Origin of the sequence: Nocardia sp. NPDC050408 (assembly GCF_044458905.1) — a bacterium.
Classification (GTDB): domain Bacteria; phylum Actinomycetota; class Actinomycetes; order Mycobacteriales; family Mycobacteriaceae; genus Nocardia.
In genome coordinates this window covers 303236-319471 of sequence record NZ_JBITIL010000006.1, presented here as the reverse complement: position 1 = coordinate 319471, position 16236 = coordinate 303236, and the positions used below count along the sequence as shown (strand labels likewise).

Here is a 16236-nt window from a genome sequence, read left to right as displayed (position 1 = left end):
CTGATTCAGTCATAAATAGCAGTCCCGTTTTCGATCAAAGACCCCAATCGAATAAACGGTCGAACCCGCGCGACAGTTGTAGGCTGTGCCGTAGCTCACATGAGCGCGGGCCTCGATATGACAGACCCGCGCGGTGCGAGCAGGCCATGAGGCGAGTCTGACCGAGGCGGACAACGAAGTCAGCCCGCCTCGGAAGCTGCCCGTAGCGACTGCTTGCCGGTCGCTCGAAAGGGTCAGCCATGATTCCGACGCCGGCCATCTCGGCGCCGTCGGGGGACATGACGCCCAACCGCCAGCTACAGCTCGCAAGGAGGGGAAGTGCAGTCGTGAATATCGAGATGCCCACCCTGGTCCTCGGCGCGGTCGCCGCCGCGTTCGCGGTGTTCTCCGTCATCCTCTCGGCCCTCATCGGCCCCAAGCGCCACAACCGGGCCAAACAGGAGGCCTACGAGTGCGGCATCGAACCGACACCGCACGCTGTCGCGGGTGGGCCGGGAAGCGTTACCGGACAACGCTTTCCGGTGAAGTACTACCTCACCGCCATGCTTTTCATCATCTTCGATATCGAGATCGTGTTCCTCTACCCGTGGGCTGTCCACTTCGATGCGCTCGGTCTCTTCGGTCTCGCCGCGATGGCGCTGTTCATCTTCAATGTCTCGGTGGCCTACGCCTACGAATGGCGCCGCGGCGGTCTCAGCTGGGACTGATTTGCCCATACGCACTGGCCCACAAGGCATTACGCCGCGTCGGACGGTACGCACAGTGGAAGTGAGAGTTAGTCGAACATGGGTCTCGAGGAAAAACTGCCCAGTGGCTTTCTGCTGAGCACGGTCGAAGATTTCGCCGGATATCTGCGCAAGGGTTCGCTGTGGCCGGCCACTTTCGGACTGGCCTGCTGCGCCATCGAGATGATGGCCACCGGCGCAGGACGTTTCGATATCGCCCGCTTCGGAATGGAGGCGTTTCGCGCCTCACCGCGGCAGGCCGATCTGATGATCGTCGCGGGCCGGGTCAGCCAGAAGATGGCGCCGGTGCTGCGTCAGGTCTATGACCAGATGACCGAACCGAAATGGGTGCTGGCCATGGGCGTTTGCGCGTCCTCGGGCGGCATGTTCAACAACTACGCCATCGTGCAGGGCGTGGACCATGTGGTGCCGGTCGATATCTATCTGCCCGGCTGCCCGCCGCGGCCGGAGATGCTGTTGAACGCGATCTTGGCACTGCACGCGAAGATCCAGCAGATGCCACTCGGCGTCAACCGCGAGGAGGCCATCCGTGCCGCCGAAGCGGCGGCGCTGGCGTCCACACCGACCATCCGGATGGAGGGTCTGCTGCGATGACCTTCGACTCCCCCGACAATACCGAAACCAGGACACCACAGGAGTTCGTCGACGCCGCGGCCACCGCGGGCCCGGAAGGCACACCGCCGGAGGCGGATTCGCCAGCGGCGGAAGTGATCGGCGTGCGCCGCGGCATGTTCGGTGTCACCGGCACCGGCGACACCTCCGGTTACGGCCGCCTGGTCCGTCCGGTGACGCTGCCCGGCAGCACCCCGGCACCCTACGGCGGCTACTTCGACGAGCTCGTCACCGAATTGCATGCCGCGCTCGGTGCGGTCGGCACCAGCTGGGAGACCGTCATCGAGAAGGTGATCGTCTTCCGCGGCGAACTCACCCTGCACGTGCGGCGCGAACATTTGGTGACGGTGGCCAAGGCGTTACGCGACTATGCCGCACTGCGTTTCGAGCTCTGCCTCGGCGTGAACGGCGTGCACTACCCGGACGACGCGGGCCGCGAATTGCACGCGGTCTATCACCTCATGTCGATCACCCACAATCGGCGCCTGCGCGTCGAGGTCTCCGCACCGGACGCCGACCCGCATATTCCGTCGCTGTTCAGCGTGTATCCGACCACCGACTGGCATGAGCGGGAAACCTACGACTTCTTCGGCATCCTCTTCGACGGCCACCCCTCGCTGACGCGCATCACCATGCCCGACGACTGGCGTGGCCACCCCCAGCGCAAGGACTACCCGCTCGGCGGGATCCCGGTCGAGTACAAGGGCGCGCGCATTCCGCCGCCCGACGAGCGGAGGGCGTACAAGTAATGAACGACATCGACACCCGGCCCGGCGTCCACAACGACACCGGGCCCGAACCCGCTGTGGTCACGGTGGCGGGCCAAGACTGGGACGCGGTCACCGAGACCCTCGACGGCGCGGGTGAGGAACGCATCGTCGTCAATATGGGTCCGCAGCATCCGTCCACACACGGCGTACTGCGGCTCATCCTGGAAATCGAGGGCGAGACGGTCACCGAGGCCCGCTGCGGCATCGGCTATCTACACACCGGCATCGAGAAGAATCTGGAATTCCGGAACTGGGCGCAGGGCACCACCTTCGTGACCCGGATGGATTATCTGTCCCCGTTCTTCAACGAAACGGCGTACTGCCTCGGCGTCGAGCGTCTGCTCGATATCGAGGACCAGATTCCCGAGCGCGCCACCATCGTTCGCGTCATGCTCATGGAGCTGAACAGGATCTCCTCGCATCTGGTCGCGCTGGCGACCGGTGGTATGGAGTTGGGCGCGCTCACCCCGATGCTGTTCGGTTTCCGGGAACGCGAACTGATCCTGGATGTCTTCGAGAACATCACCGGCCTTCGCATGAATCACGCCTACATCCGGCCCGGCGGTCTCGCCCAGGATCTGCCCGACGATGGCGTCACCAAGGTCCGTGAGCTGCTGAAGCTCTTACCGAAGCGGCTGCGCGATATGGATCATCTGCTCACCCAGAATCCGATCTGGAAGGCACGCACCCAGAACATCGGCTACCTGGACCTCACCGGCTGCATGGCACTCGGCATCACCGGTCCGGTATTGCGCTCGACCGGTCTGCCACACGATCTGCGCAAGGCCGCACCGTATTGCGGTTACGAGAACTACGAATTCGAGGTGCCCACCACCACAGGCTGTGACTGCTACGGCCGCTATTGGATTCGGGTTGCGGAGATGAAGGAGTCACTCAAGATCGTCGAACAGTGCCTGGACAAACTGCGCCCAGGTCCGGTGATGGTGGACGACAAGAAAGTCGCCTGGCCCGCGGACCTGCAGCTGGGCCCGGACGGCCTCGGCAACTCCCCCAAGCACATCAGCCGCATCATGGGCACGTCCATGGAGGGACTCATCCACCACTTCAAACTGGTCACCGAGGGAATCCGGGTCCCGGCGGGACAGGTGTATGTGGCGGTGGAGTCGCCGCGCGGCGAACTCGGGGTGCATATGGTCAGCGATGGCGGCACCCGCCCGTATCGGGTGCACTATCGCGACCCCTCGTTCACGAATCTGCAAGCGGTGGCGGCGATGTGCGAGGGCGGGATGGTCGCCGACGTCATCGCCTCCGTCGCCAGCATCGACCCGGTGATGGGTGGAGTTGACCGATGACCGAGATCCTGTTGAAGCTGTCCACCCGGCCGCAGCCGTTCGCGGCTTTCGTGCGCGAGCGATTGGAGGTTGATGCCAAGGAGATCATCGCCCGCTATCCGGAGCCGCGCTCGGCGCTGCTGCCGCTGCTGCATCTGGTGCAGGCCGAGGAGGGCTGCGTCACCGGCACCGGTATCGAGTTCTGCGCCGAACAGCTGGGCTTGACCGGTGCGGAGGTCACTGCGGTGGCGACCTTCTATTCGATGTACCGTCGCACGCCCACCGGCGACTATCACGTCGGAGTCTGCACCAACACGCTGTGCGCGGTGATGGGTGGGGATGCCATTCTCGAGACTCTGCAGCGTCGACTGGGCATCAGGCACGGCGAGACCACGGCGGACGGGTCGATCACCCTCGAGCACATCGAATGCAATGCGGCCTGCGATTTCGCGCCGGTCGTGATGGTCAATTGGGAGTTCTTCGATAACCAGACCCCGGAATCGACTGCCGCACTGGTGGATTCGATGCGCCGCGGCGAACAAGTGACACCGACGCGCGGTGCGCCGCTGTGCACGTTCAAGCAGACCTCTCGCATTCTCGCGGGTTTCCCGGACGAGCGCCCGGGCGTGCTCGACGGTGCGGCGGGCGAGGCGACGCTGGCCGGACTGCGGGTCGCGCAGGAACAGAATATGCAAGCGCCAGAACCGAAGCCGGGCGAGGAATGATGATGGCACTGACCCCCGTACTCACCCGATATTGGGACGACCCGCAGTCGTGGACCATCGAGCACTACCGCAGCCACGACGGCTATCAGGCGTTGCGCAAGGCCTTGCGGATGGAGCCTGATCAGGTCATCCAGACCATCAAGGACGCCGGTCTGCGCGGCCGTGGCGGCGCGGGCTTCCCGACCGGTATGAAATGGAGCTTCATCCCGCAGGGGACGGGACCGGACGGTGTCACGAAGCCCCACTATCTCGTGGTCAATGCCGACGAGTCGGAACCCGGCACCTGCAAGGACATCCCGCTCATGCTGGCCACCCCGCACACCCTCATCGAGGGGGTCATCATCGCGGCGTATGCGATTCGGGCGGCGCACGCGTTCATCTATGTGCGCGGTGAGGTCGTGCCGGTGCTGCGGCGGCTGCAGGCCGCGGTCGCGCAGGCGTATGCGGCCGGATTCCTCGGGAAGAACATTCTGGGCTCGGGCTACGACCTGGAACTCATCGTGCACGCCGGTGCCGGTGCATACATCTGCGGCGAGGAAACCGCGCTGCTGGATTCGCTGGAGGGGCGGCGCGGCCAGCCGCGATTGCGGCCGCCGTTCCCGGCTGTGGCGGGTCTGTATGCCTGCCCGACGGTGGTCAACAATGTGGAATCCATTGCGAGCGTGCCGCCGATCATCCTGAACGGCACCGCCTGGTTCCGGTCCATGGGCAGTGAAAAGTCCCCGGGCTTCACGCTGTACTCGCTGTCGGGACATGTCGCCCGGCCGGGGCAATACGAAGCGCCACTGGGCATTACATTGCGCGAACTGCTCGGCTACGCCGGTGGCGTGCGCGCCGGACATCAGGTGAAGTTCTGGACGCCCGGCGGTTCGTCGACACCGCTGTTCACCGATCAACACCTCGACGTGCCGCTCGACTACGAGGGTGTCGCCGGAGCAGGATCCATGTTGGGCACCAAGGCATTACAGATCTTCGACGACACCACCTGTGTCGTGCGCGCGGTGCTGCGCTGGACCGAGTTCTATGCCCACGAATCCTGCGGTAAGTGCACGCCCTGCCGCGAAGGCACCTACTGGCTCGTCCAGTTGCTCGAGCGGATCGAAGCCGGCCGGGGTACCGAATCGGATCTGGACAAGCTCCTCGATATCAGCGACACCATCAACGGCAAATCGTTCTGCGCACTCGGCGACGGTGCGGCCAGCCCGATCATCTCCTCGCTGAAGTACTTCCGCGAGGAATACGTCGACCATCTGCGGCTCGACGGCTGCCCGTTCGATCCCGCGCGATCCACCGCCTGGGCCGAAGGAGTGAAATGAGCACAGCATCGCGCAGCGATTCGATCGGGGGTGGCGGCCGGGTTACGGGTGGGCCTGCCACCGTGAATTCCAATGCAAGCGGACTCGTGCCCGCCGACCTGGTCACCGTCACCATCGATGACAACGAGGTCAGTGTTCCGGCGGGCACCCTGCTGATCCGGGCCGCCGAACTCATCGGCATCCAGATCCCGCGCTTCTGTGACCACCCGCTGCTGGACCCGGTCGGCGCATGCCGCCAGTGTCTGGTCGAAGTGGAGGGGCAGCGCAAGCCGGTCGCCTCCTGCACCATGACCGTCACCGAGGGCATGATCGTGCGCACTCAGCTGACTTCACCGCCGACCGCCAAGGCCCAGGAGGGGGTGATGGAGCTGCTGCTCATCAACCACCCCCTCGACTGTCCGGTCTGCGATAAGGGCGGTGAATGCCCGCTGCAGAACCAGGCAATGTCCAGCGGACGGCCCGAAACCCGATTCGACGGCGTCAAACGCACCTACCCCAAGCCGATCCCGCTGTCCACGGCGGTGCTGCTGGACCGGGAACGCTGCGTGCTGTGCGCCCGCTGCACCCGCTTCTCCCAACAGGTCGCCGGGGATCCATTCATCGAACTCATGGATCGCGGTGCGCTCGAACAGGTCGGCACCGCACAGGCCGAACCGTTCGACTCCTACTTCTCCGGCAATACCGTCCAGATCTGCCCTGTGGGCGCACTCACCGGAACCAGTTACCGGTTCCGTGCCCGCCCGTTCGACCTGGTCTCCAGCCCGAGCGTCTGCGAGCACTGCGCATCGGGCTGCGCACAGCGCACCGACCATCGGCGCGGGAAAGTGTTGCGCCGCTTGGCAGGTGACGATCCGCAAGTCAATGAGGAGTGGAACTGCGATAAGGGCCGGTGGGCGTTCACCTACGCGACCGAACGCGACCGGCTCACCACACCCCTGGTGCGCGGCTGGGACGGCAATCTCGCCCCCGCGTCCTGGTCCGAGGCCCTGGCCGCCGCCGCCGAGGGTCTGGCATCTGCCTTCGGCAGCGCGGGTGTGCTGGTCGGTGGTCGCGTCACCGAGGAAGACGCCTACGCCTACGCCAAATTCGCCCGAGTTGCCCTGGGCACCAATGACATCGACTTCCGGGCCCGGGTGCATTCGGCCGAAGAGGCGGACTTCCTCGCCGCCCGTATCGCCGGACAGGGTGTGACCGTCGACTACGACGCCCTGGAGAACGCGCCAGTCGTGCTGCTCGCCGGACTGGAGCCGGAAGAGGAGTCGCCGATCATCTACCTGCGGCTGCGCAAGGCGGCACGTAAGCGCGGTATGCCGATCTTCTCACTCGCCGCCTACTCTTCGCGCGGGCTGGATCGGATGTCGGGCACGCTGTTGCAAGCCGTGCCCGGGGCCGAACCCCATCTGCTCGATGCACTGCGCACCGGCGAGACGGACTCCGCCGCTGCGGCGACAGCCGCACAGCTGTTGCGGCAGCCGGGTGCGGTGGTGCTGGTCGGTGAACGGATGGCCGGAATTCCGGGCGCACTGTCCGCAGCCGTCCGGCTCGCCGATGAAACCGGTGCCGCCTTGGCCTGGGTGCCGCGGCGTGCGGGTGAGCGCGGTGCAGTCGAGGCTGGAGCATTGCCCGGCCTGCTGCCCGGTGGTCGACCGGTGGTGGATCCCCGTGCGCGCCAACAGGTTCGCACGATTTGGAATGTCGCGGAACTGCCGGTCACCGCCGGTCGGGATACCGCATCCATCCTGGAGGCCGCGCCGAGCTTGGGCGCGCTGGTCATCGGCGGTGTCGATGTCGCCGACCTGCCGGACCCCAAGGCGGCACTGGAGGCCATCGACGCCGCCCGCTTCGTGGTCAGCCTGGAGCTGCGGCACAGCGCGGTCACCGAACGTGCCGATGTCGTCTTCCCGGTGGCCTCGGCAATGCAGAAATCCGGCACCTTCCGCACCTGGGAGGGCCGACCGCGGCAATTCGATACGGCACTCGGCGATTCGATGGTGCGCCGCGAACCCGCACCGCTGTCGGATCAGCGGGTGCTGCAGGCCATCGCGGGCGAGATGCAGGTCGCACTCGGGCTCCCCGATACCGAATCCGCGCGCGCCGAACTCGCAGAACTCGGCGCCTGGGACGGTCCGGCGGTGCCCGCGCCCGCGCATCGCCCGCATCCGGTGACCCAGCCCAATCCCGGCGCGGCCATCCTGTCCAGCTGGCGGATGCTGCTGGACCAGGGCCGGATGCAAGACGGAGAGCCGAATCTGGCGGGTGTCGCGCGGCCGCCGGTGGTGCGGCTGTCTCCCGCCACCGCTTTGGAAATCGGTGCCGCCGATGACGATCCGATCATCGTCGCCACCGATCGCGGCGCCGTCACGCTGCCGCTGCTGATCACCGATCTGCCCGATCGAGTGGTGTGGCTGCCGCTGAACTCGCCGGGCTGCTCGGTCAACGAACAGCTCGCCACCCAGCCGGGCGGTGTGGTGCAGCTGCATCGCGCCGACGAGAGGATGAAGGAACACCGCCATGAGTGATCTCTCTCTTTTCGGCCACGACCCGCTGTGGCTCGTCATCGGGAAATCGCTGGCGATCTTCGCCTTCCTGCTGCTCACGCCGATGATGGCGGTGTATCTGGAGCGCAAGATCGTGGCCTGGATGCAGATGCGCATCGGACCGAACCGCGTCGGCCCCAAGGGCACGCTGCAGGCCGTAGCCGACGGCGTGAAGATGGCGCTGAAGGAAGATATCGTCCCGGCCATCGTCGACAAGCCGATTTTCATTATGGCGCCGGTCATCTCGGTGGTGCCCGCATTCATGGCGTTCGCGGTCATCCCGATCGGGCCGGAGGTGTCGATCCTCGGCCACCGGACCGCGCTACAGCTCACCGATCTGCCGGTGGCGGTGCTCTACATCCTGGCCATCACCTCGATCGGCGTGTACGGCATCGTGCTGGCAGGCTGGTCATCGGGTTCGACGTATCCGCTGCTGGGCGGGCTGCGCTCGACCGCACAGGTGATCTCCTACGAGATCGCCATGGCACTGTGCTTCGCGACGGTGTTCCTACTCGGCGGCACCATGGCCACCTCCGGGATCGTGAAGGCACAGGAGGGCACCTGGTATGTCTTCCTGCTGCTGCCGTCTTTCCTGATCTACTGCGTGTCGATGGTCGGCGAGACCAACCGTGCGCCGTTCGATCTGCCCGAGGCCGAGGGCGAGCTGGTCGGCGGTTTCCACACCGAATACTCCTCGCTCAAATTCGCCATGTTCATGATGGCCGAATACATCAATATGGCAACGGTTTCCGCGCTCGCCACCACCCTGTTCCTCGGTGGCTGGCACGCACCGTTCCCGATCAACCTGTGGGACGGTGCGAATTCCGGCTGGTGGCCCGCGCTGTGGTTCATCGCCAAGATGTGGACGTTCCTGTTCGTATTCATCTGGTTGCGCGGCACGCTGCCGCGCCTGCGCTACGACCAGTTCATGAATCTCGGCTGGAAGCTGCTGATTCCGACCTCGCTGCTGTGGGTAATGCTGGTCGCGACCGCCCGCGTGCTGCAGAACGAGGGCTACGAGATCCAGACGCCGCTGCTGGTGATCAGCGGAATCATCATCTCCGGACTGATCGTGCTGATGTTCCTGCGGGCCGGTCGCAAACAAGGTGCGCCGCCGGTCGAGGAACCCGCCCCCGGGGAATCGGGCACCGCGGAATCGAGCCCCTGGGAATCGGGCACCGGGGAATCGGGCACCGCGGTCTTCCTCGGCTTCCCGACGCCACCGCTGCCGGATCCATCGACGCGGCGTCCGGAACCCAAGCCCGGACTGCTGGAACCATTGACCGGCTTCGCGGTCACCTTCCTGACCATGTTCAAAAAGCCCAATACCGAGTCCTATCCGGAACAGAAGGTGCCGACCGCGCCCCGCTATCACGGCCGCCATCAGCTCAATCGGTATTCGGATGGTCTGGAGAAATGCATCGGCTGCGAGCTGTGCGCGTGGGCCTGCCCTGCGGATGCGATCTATGTCGAGGGCGCGGATAACACCGAGACCGAACGCTTTTCGCCCGGCGAGCGCTACGGGCAGGTCTATCAGATCAACTATCTGCGCTGTATCGGCTGCGGATTGTGCATCGAGGCGTGCCCGACCAGGGCGCTGACCATGACCAACGAGTACGAGATGGTCGATGACAACCGCGCCGATCTGATCTACGAGAAGGACCGGCTACTGGCCCCGCTGCAGCAAGGTATGACCGCACCACCGCACGCCATGTATCCCGGTGCGACGGAAGGCGATTACTACCGCGGCAATGTTCCCGGCGGTGACAGCGGTTCCGATCCCAGGGAGCCCGCCGCGGCGGGCGCGGAAGGAGGCGCGCGGTGAGTCAATTCATCCTGACCGCCCAAACATTAGCCGGAGAGCCACTGACCCACACCTCCACCGGCGAGACCGTCCAATTCTGGATCCTCGGCCCGCTCGCCGTCATCGCCGCGTTCGGCATGGTATTCGCGCGTAAGGCCGTACATTCGGCGATCTGCCTGGCCGCCACCATGATCGTGCTCGCCACCTTCTACATGGCCCAGGATGCACTGTTCCTCGGCGTCGTGCAGATCGTCGTCTACACCGGCGCGGTCATGATGCTGTTCCTGTTCGTGCTCATGCTGGTCGGCGTCGACTCCCCCGAATCGCTCGGGGAAACCCTACGCGGGCAGCGGCTCTCGGCTGCCGCGGTCGGACTCGGCTTCGGGCTGCTGCTGATCAGCGGTATCGCCAACGGCATCCGCAACTCCGGAATCACCTATCCGGCAAAGGGCTTCGCCTATAAAGACGCGATCGGCCAACTCGCCGAACTGATCTTCGTCCGATATGTGTGGGCCTTCGAACTCACCGGCGCACTGCTCATCACAGCCACGATCGGCGCGATGATCCTGGCGCACCGGGAGAGTTTCGGGCCGCGCCTGGATCAGCGGGAACTCTCGCGTCGCCGCTTCCGCAGCGCCTACGATCCGGCCCGTCCCTCCGAGCGCGCCACCCCGCTGCCGACACCCGGTGTGTACGCCAGGCACAACGCCGTCGATATTCCGGCACGGCTGCCGGATGGATCCTTCGAGGAGCTGTCGGTCAGCACCATCCTGCGGCACCGCCGCACCAGGGCGCTCACCGAAGCGGCGGTCATCTCGGTCGGTACGACCCCGACCTTCGCCGCCGAGGCCAACGAGCCCGAAACCCCCGCCCGCGAGGCAGACGAGGAAGGCAAGCGGTGAATCCTGAGAACTACCTGTTTCTGTCCGCCCTGCTGTTCACCATCGGCGCGGCCGGTGTGCTGCTGCGGCGCAACGCCATTGTGGTGTTCATGTGCATCGAGCTGATGCTCAATGCGGTGAATCTCGCCTTCGTCACCTTCGCCAGGCTGCATTCGAATCTGGACGGTCAGGTGTTCGCATTCTTCACCATGGTGGTCGCCGCGGCCGAAGTCGTCGTCGGACTCGCCATCATCATGACCATCTTCCGCACCCGCCGTTCGACCTCGGTCGACGACGCCAACCTGCTGAAGTTCTGACGTGGATACCGCAACGCTCTGGGTGCTGCCCGCACTGCCGCTGGCCGGTGCTGTCGTCTTGCTGCTGGTCGGACGCTTCAGCGACAGGTGGGGGCATCTGCTCGGCTGTGCCACCGCGCTGGCCTCGTTCGGCTTCGCCGTCGTCGCCTTCTTCCACATGCTCGACCGTGATGATGCCGCCCGCGCAGTCCACAAGGACTTTTTCAGCTGGGTGCCGGTCGACGGGTTGCAGGTGGACTTCAGCCTCCAATTGGACCAGCTGTCGGTGTGTTTCGCGCTGCTGATCACCGGCGTGGGATCGCTGATCCACATCTATTCCGTCGGCTATATGAACCACGATCCAGGACGGCGACGGTTCTTCGCCTACCTGAATCTGTTCCTGGCGGCCATGCTGCTGCTGGTGCTGGCGGACAACTACCTGGTGCTGTATCTCGGCTGGGAGGGTGTGGGTCTGGCCTCCTATCTGCTGATCGGGTTCTGGTACCACAAGCCGACCGCGGCGACGGCGGCCAAGAAGGCATTCGTGGTCAACCGGGTCGGCGATATGGGGCTGGCGATCGCGATGTTCACCATGTTCGCGACCTTCGGTTCGATTGACTTCGGCTCGGTTTTCGCGACCGCGCCGCAGGCTGGGGAGGGCACGCTCACCGCAATCGGGTTGTTGTTGCTGCTGGCCGCGTGCGGTAAGTCCGCGCAGGTGCCGCTGCAGTCCTGGCTCGGGGACGCGATGGAGGGTCCGACACCGGTCTCCGCGCTCATCCACGCGGCCACCATGGTGACGGCGGGTGTGTATCTGATCGCGCGCTCCGGACCGATTTTCGATCTCGCGCCCAATGCGCGACTCGGGGTTGTACTGGTAGGGGCGGTGACACTGCTGTTCGGTGCGATCGTCGGTTGCGCGAAGGACGACATCAAGAAGGCGCTGGCGGCATCCACCATGAGCCAGATCGGGTACATGGTGTTGGCCGCAGGCCTCGGCCCGGCCGGATACGCGATCGCCATCATGCATCTGCTCACCCACGGCTTCTTCAAGGCCGGGCTGTTCCTCGGTGCCGGTTCGGTCATGCACGCGATGGACGACGAGACCGATATGCGCCGCTACGGCGGACTACGCAAACTGCTGCCGGTCACTTACATCACCTTCGGGCTCGGCTATTTGGCGATCATCGGCGTGCCGCCGTTCGCCGGATTCTTCTCCAAGGATCGGATCATCGAGGCGGCGTTCAACCAAGGCGGCGCAAGCGGTTTGGCATTGGGCGCGGTGACGCTGCTGGGTGCCGGGCTGACCGCGTTCTACATGACGCGCGTGATGATGATGACGTTCTTCGGCGAGCGTCGCTGGAAACCAGATACCCATCCGCACGAGGCACCCGCGGTGATGACCGGGCCGATGATTCTGCTCGCGATCGGTTCGGTGGCCGCGGGTGGGCTGTTCGTTCTCGGGTCGTCGCTGCAGAACTGGCTCGAACCCGTTGTCGGGGCGCATCACGGCGAGGAGGTCGTGCCCGCGGGCGTGGTGACCGTCCTGGCGCTGCTCGTGGTCGCCGTCGGAATCGGCTTCGCCTACAACCAGTTCGCGCAGCGTGAGATTCCCGAGACCGCGCCGGAGGCGGCATCCGCGTTGACGGTCGCGGCCCGCAAGGACCTCTACGGAGATGCGTTCAATGAGGGCGTATTCATGCGTCCCGGTGCGTATCTGACTCGGTCGCTGGTCTTCCTCGACAATCGCGGCATCGACGGCATCGTCAACGGGACCGCCGCACTGATCGGCGGACTGTCCGGTCGCATCCGGAAGGTGCAGTCCGGGTTCGTGCGGTCCTATGCCCTGTCCATGTTCACCGGCGCGGCACTGGTGGCCGCCGCCCTGCTGGCAGTGAGGCTCTGGTGAGTGACTATCCCTGGTTGACCACGCTGTGGTTATTGCCCGTCGCCGGCGCGGTGGTGGTGCTGCTGTTGCCCGCGTCGCGGCGCACCCTGGCGCGCGGGCTGGCATTCGGTGTCGCATTGGCGGTGCTGGTGCTCGGCATCGTTTTGGCCGTGCGCTTCGAACCCGGTGGGGCGCAGTATCAGTTCGTCGAATCGCACGAGTGGATTCCAGCCTTCGGCGCGGGTTACACACTCGGGTTGGACGGGATCGCGCTGGTGTTGGTGCTGCTCACCGCGGCGCTGGTGCCGCTGCTGATCCTGGCCGGGTGGAACGATGAGCGTGAGGTCGGCAGCGGGCGGCGGGTGTCGCACACCTATGTCGCGTTGACGCTGCTCGTCGAGGCGATGGTGCTGATTTCCTTTGTCTCGCTGGACATTCTGCTGTTCTACGTGTTCTTCGAGGCGATGCTCGTCCCGATGTACTTCCTCATCGGCGGATTCGGGCCGCGCAGTGCCGATCTCGCGCATCGCCAGCAGCGCTCACGGGCGGCGGTGAAATTCCTGCTGTACAACCTGTTCGGCGGTCTGATCATGTTGGCCGCGGTGATCGGGTTGTATGTGCTCACCGCGCGGCAGGGACTCGGATCCGGATCCTCGGGCACCTTCGATTTCCGCACCGTGGTGATTGCGGCCAATGCCGGACAGCTCGGCGCCGGCCCGGCCGTGTTGAATGCCCTCTTCCTCGGCTTCATGTTCGCCTTCGCGGTGAAGGCACCGCTGTGGCCGTTGCACACCTGGCTGCCGGATGCGGCGGTGGCGGCGACGCCGTCGAGTGCGGTGCTGATGATGGCGGTGGTCGACAAGGTCGGCACCTTCGGCATGTTGCGCTACTGCCTGCTGCTGTTCCCGGATGCCTCGGGAACCTATGCGCCCCTGGTGATTACGCTCGCGGTGGTCGGCATCATCTACGGCGCGCTGCTGGCCATCGGACAGACCGATGTGATGCGGCTGATCGCCTATACGTCTATCTCGCACTTCGGATTCATCATTCTGGGCATCTTCGCGATGACCAGTCAGGGGCAGACCGGGGCCACCCTCTACATGGTCAATCACGGCATCTCGACAGCGGCATTGTTCCTGATCGCGGGATTCCTGGTGTCGCGCAGGGGTACTCGGGCCATCGCCGCCTACGGCGGGGTGCAGAAGGTGGCGCCGGTGCTGGCGGGCACCTTCTTGATCGCCGGTCTCGCCACCCTGTCGCTGCCGGGACTTGCGCCGTTCATCAGCGAATTCCTCGTGCTACTCGGCACATTCACGCGCTACGGATTCGCCGCGGTGATCGCGACCGGGGCGTTGGTGTTGGCGGCGCTTTATGTGCTGTGGATGTACCAGCGGATGATGACCGGTCCGGTCAAGGAGGGCAACGAGCGGCTCTATGATCTGGTGCCGCGCGAGGTGGCGGTGGTGGTGCCGTTGATCGCGGCACTGCTGTTCCTCGGTATCTATCCGAAACCGGTGCTGGAGTTCATCAATCCCGCAGTGGGTCAGACGCTCACCACCATCGGCGTCCACGATCCCGCGCCGAAGACGCCCGCGATCCCCGCAGCGGGGGCCGATCACGGAGGTGGCCACAAATGAGCAGTCTGCTCGCGGCAAGTATGCCCGCGCCGAGTATCGAATACGCAAAGTTGTCGCCGATGCTGATCGTGTTCGGGGTGGCGGTGGTCGGGGTGCTCGTCGAGGCGTTCGCGCCGCGCCACCACCGGTATGCCATCCAGGTGCCGCTCGGGCTGGCCGGGTTGGTCGCGGCACTGGTGGCGGTGCTGCGGTTGTCCGGGACCAAGGCGACCGTGATGGTGGGTGCGGTGGCGATCGACGGTGTGACACTGTTTCTTCAGGGCACGATTCTGGTGGTGTCGATTCTGGCGCTGCTGTTCATGGCCGAGCGCGGTGCGCAGCCGCGGCCGCAGGTACGTTCCGGTCCTGGGACGTGGAGTGTGGCCGCGGCCGCCGTCGGCGGTGGGGTGGACGCGTTCACCCCACAGGCCTCCGCGGTGCCCGGTAGTGCGGGGGAAATCGCCGCGGTCCGTGCGGGTATCGCGACCACCGAGGTGTTCCCGCTGGCCATGCTCGCAATCGGTGGACTGATGCTGTTTCCCGCGTCCAATGATCTGCTGACCATGTTCGTGGCGTTGGAAGTTTTGTCGCTGCCGCTGTATCTGCTGTGCGGGCTGGCGCGGCGCAAGCGACTGCTCTCGCAGGAAGCGTCGCTGAAATACTTTCTGCTCGGGGCGTTTTCGTCCGCGTTCTTCCTCTACGGCGTTGCGCTGCTTTACGGGCAGGCGGGGACGGTCAAGCTCGGTGGGATCGCCGATGCGATAACCCAGCATCCGCAGAACAGCACCTTGGCATTGCTCGGGGTGGGGCTGCTGGCCGTGGGGTTGCTGTTCAAGATCGGTGCGGTGCCGTTCCAGTCCTGGGTGCCGGATGTGTATCAGGGCGCGCCGAGTTCGGTGACCGGCTTCATGGCCGCGGCGACGAAGATCGCGGCAGTCGGTGCGCTGTTGCGGGTGCTGCAGATCGCGGTGCCCGGTCTGCGTGACGACTGGCGTCCGGTGCTCGCCGCCATTGCCATCGCGACCATGGTGATCGGCGCGATCATGGCGATTACCCAGACCGACGTCAAGCGCATGCTCGCCTACTCCTCCGTCGCGCATGCCGGATTCATCCTGACCGGTCTCGCCGCGGCGAATGCGGCCGGTACCTCGGCCATCCTGTTCTATTTGTTGGCCTACGGCCTCGGCACGCTCGGCGCGTTCGCGGTCGTCAGCCTGGTCCGGGATGCCGAAGGTGACGAAGCTACCGCCATGTCCCAGTGGGCGGGCCTCGGCCGCCGCTCCCCCTGGCTGGCAACAATTTTCGCCCTCTTCCTGCTCTCGTTCGCGGGCCTGCCCCTCACCGGTGGCTTCGTCGCGAAGTTCGCGGTCTTCCAGGCCGCCGCTTCCGGCGATGCTGCCTATCTGGTCATCGTCGGTGTCATCTCCAGCGCCATCGCCGCCTTCTTCTACATCCGCGTCATCGTCTTGATGTTCTTCACCGACCCACCCGCCGACGCCCCGACCGTCGCCTCCCCGTTCCTCACCACCACGGTCGTCGCATTCACCGCGGGCGCGACCGTCCTGCTCGGTATCGTCCCGCAAATGCTGCTCGACTTGTCCGACCGCGCATCAACTTTCGTTCGCTGACCTCCGACTACACGGGTAAGGGCAGTGCATTGCTGCGCCGCCCTCCACTCAGGTCACGACGGGATGGCTTCGTGTTGGACACCGCCGCAGGAGAAGAAGGGCCTCCGCGACATGCTCGCCACCTG

Annotated in this window: 13 protein-coding genes; all 13 read left to right on the top strand. The window is 65.3% G+C overall.

Annotated elements, in window-relative coordinates:
• Nucleotides 1-338: 338 nt before the first annotated feature.
• The 13 genes from ACIBJI_RS20795 (at nt 339) to nuoN (ending at nt 16111) form a co-directional block, all read left to right on the top strand.
• Entirely contained in the window at nt 339-707 is a 369-nt protein-coding gene (locus ACIBJI_RS20795; protein WP_397085483.1) for an NADH-quinone oxidoreductase subunit A, read from the top strand.
• Nucleotides 708-785: 78 nt separating this feature from the next.
• Complete coding sequence (locus tag ACIBJI_RS20790; RefSeq protein ID WP_364356488.1) at nt 786-1340, top strand: NADH-quinone oxidoreductase subunit B family protein; 555 nt, start codon at nt 786-788, stop codon at nt 1338-1340.
• Nucleotides 1337-2107, top strand: a complete 771-nt coding sequence (locus ACIBJI_RS20785; protein ID WP_396956705.1) for an NADH-quinone oxidoreductase subunit C — start codon at nt 1337-1339, stop codon at nt 2105-2107. The genes ACIBJI_RS20790 and ACIBJI_RS20785 overlap by 4 nt, the downstream gene beginning before the upstream one ends.
• The gene (locus ACIBJI_RS20780) at nt 2107-3441 is read left to right on the top strand and encodes an NADH-quinone oxidoreductase subunit D (RefSeq protein WP_397085315.1); all 1335 of its coding nucleotides are present in this window, start codon (nt 2107-2109) and stop codon (nt 3439-3441) included. Before ACIBJI_RS20785 ends, ACIBJI_RS20780 begins: the two co-directional genes overlap by 1 nt.
• Nucleotides 3438-4145, top strand: a complete 708-nt coding sequence (nuoE, locus tag ACIBJI_RS20775) for an NADH-quinone oxidoreductase subunit NuoE (RefSeq protein WP_397085312.1) — start codon at nt 3438-3440, stop codon at nt 4143-4145. The genes ACIBJI_RS20780 and nuoE overlap by 4 nt, the downstream gene beginning before the upstream one ends.
• Before the next feature lie 2 nt (nt 4146-4147).
• Nucleotides 4148-5461 (top strand): NADH-quinone oxidoreductase subunit NuoF, encoded by a 1314-nt coding sequence (gene nuoF / locus ACIBJI_RS20770; RefSeq protein ID WP_364356476.1) that lies wholly within the window; start codon nt 4148-4150, stop codon nt 5459-5461.
• A complete protein-coding gene (locus ACIBJI_RS20765) occupies nt 5458-7980 on the top strand; it encodes an NADH-quinone oxidoreductase subunit G (protein ID WP_364356473.1) in 2523 nt (840 codons plus the stop codon). The genes nuoF and ACIBJI_RS20765 overlap by 4 nt, the downstream gene beginning before the upstream one ends.
• Nucleotides 7973-9823: an NADH-quinone oxidoreductase subunit NuoH gene (gene nuoH / locus ACIBJI_RS20760; RefSeq protein ID WP_396956700.1), complete on the top strand. Its 1851-nt coding sequence runs from the start codon at nt 7973-7975 to the stop codon at nt 9821-9823. The genes ACIBJI_RS20765 and nuoH overlap by 8 nt, the downstream gene beginning before the upstream one ends.
• The gene (locus ACIBJI_RS20755) at nt 9820-10704 is read left to right on the top strand and encodes an NADH-quinone oxidoreductase subunit J (RefSeq protein WP_397085309.1); all 885 of its coding nucleotides are present in this window, start codon (nt 9820-9822) and stop codon (nt 10702-10704) included. The genes nuoH and ACIBJI_RS20755 overlap by 4 nt, the downstream gene beginning before the upstream one ends.
• Nucleotides 10701-11000, top strand: coding sequence for an NADH-quinone oxidoreductase subunit NuoK (nuoK, locus tag ACIBJI_RS20750; RefSeq protein WP_062982135.1), 300 nt, complete (start codon nt 10701-10703; stop codon nt 10998-11000). The genes ACIBJI_RS20755 and nuoK overlap by 4 nt, the downstream gene beginning before the upstream one ends.
• Before the next feature lies 1 nt (nt 11001).
• Nucleotides 11002-12888: an NADH-quinone oxidoreductase subunit L gene (nuoL, locus tag ACIBJI_RS20745; RefSeq protein WP_364356466.1), complete on the top strand. Its 1887-nt coding sequence runs from the start codon at nt 11002-11004 to the stop codon at nt 12886-12888.
• Entirely contained in the window at nt 12885-14504 is a 1620-nt protein-coding gene (locus ACIBJI_RS20740) for an NADH-quinone oxidoreductase subunit M (protein WP_397085307.1), read from the top strand. The genes nuoL and ACIBJI_RS20740 overlap by 4 nt, the downstream gene beginning before the upstream one ends.
• Nucleotides 14501-16111 carry an NADH-quinone oxidoreductase subunit NuoN gene (gene nuoN / locus ACIBJI_RS20735; protein WP_397085304.1) on the top strand — a complete coding sequence of 537 codons (1611 nt, stop codon included), beginning with the start codon at nt 14501-14503 and terminating at the stop codon, nt 16109-16111. Before ACIBJI_RS20740 ends, nuoN begins: the two co-directional genes overlap by 4 nt.
• Nucleotides 16112-16236 lie beyond the last annotated feature (125 nt).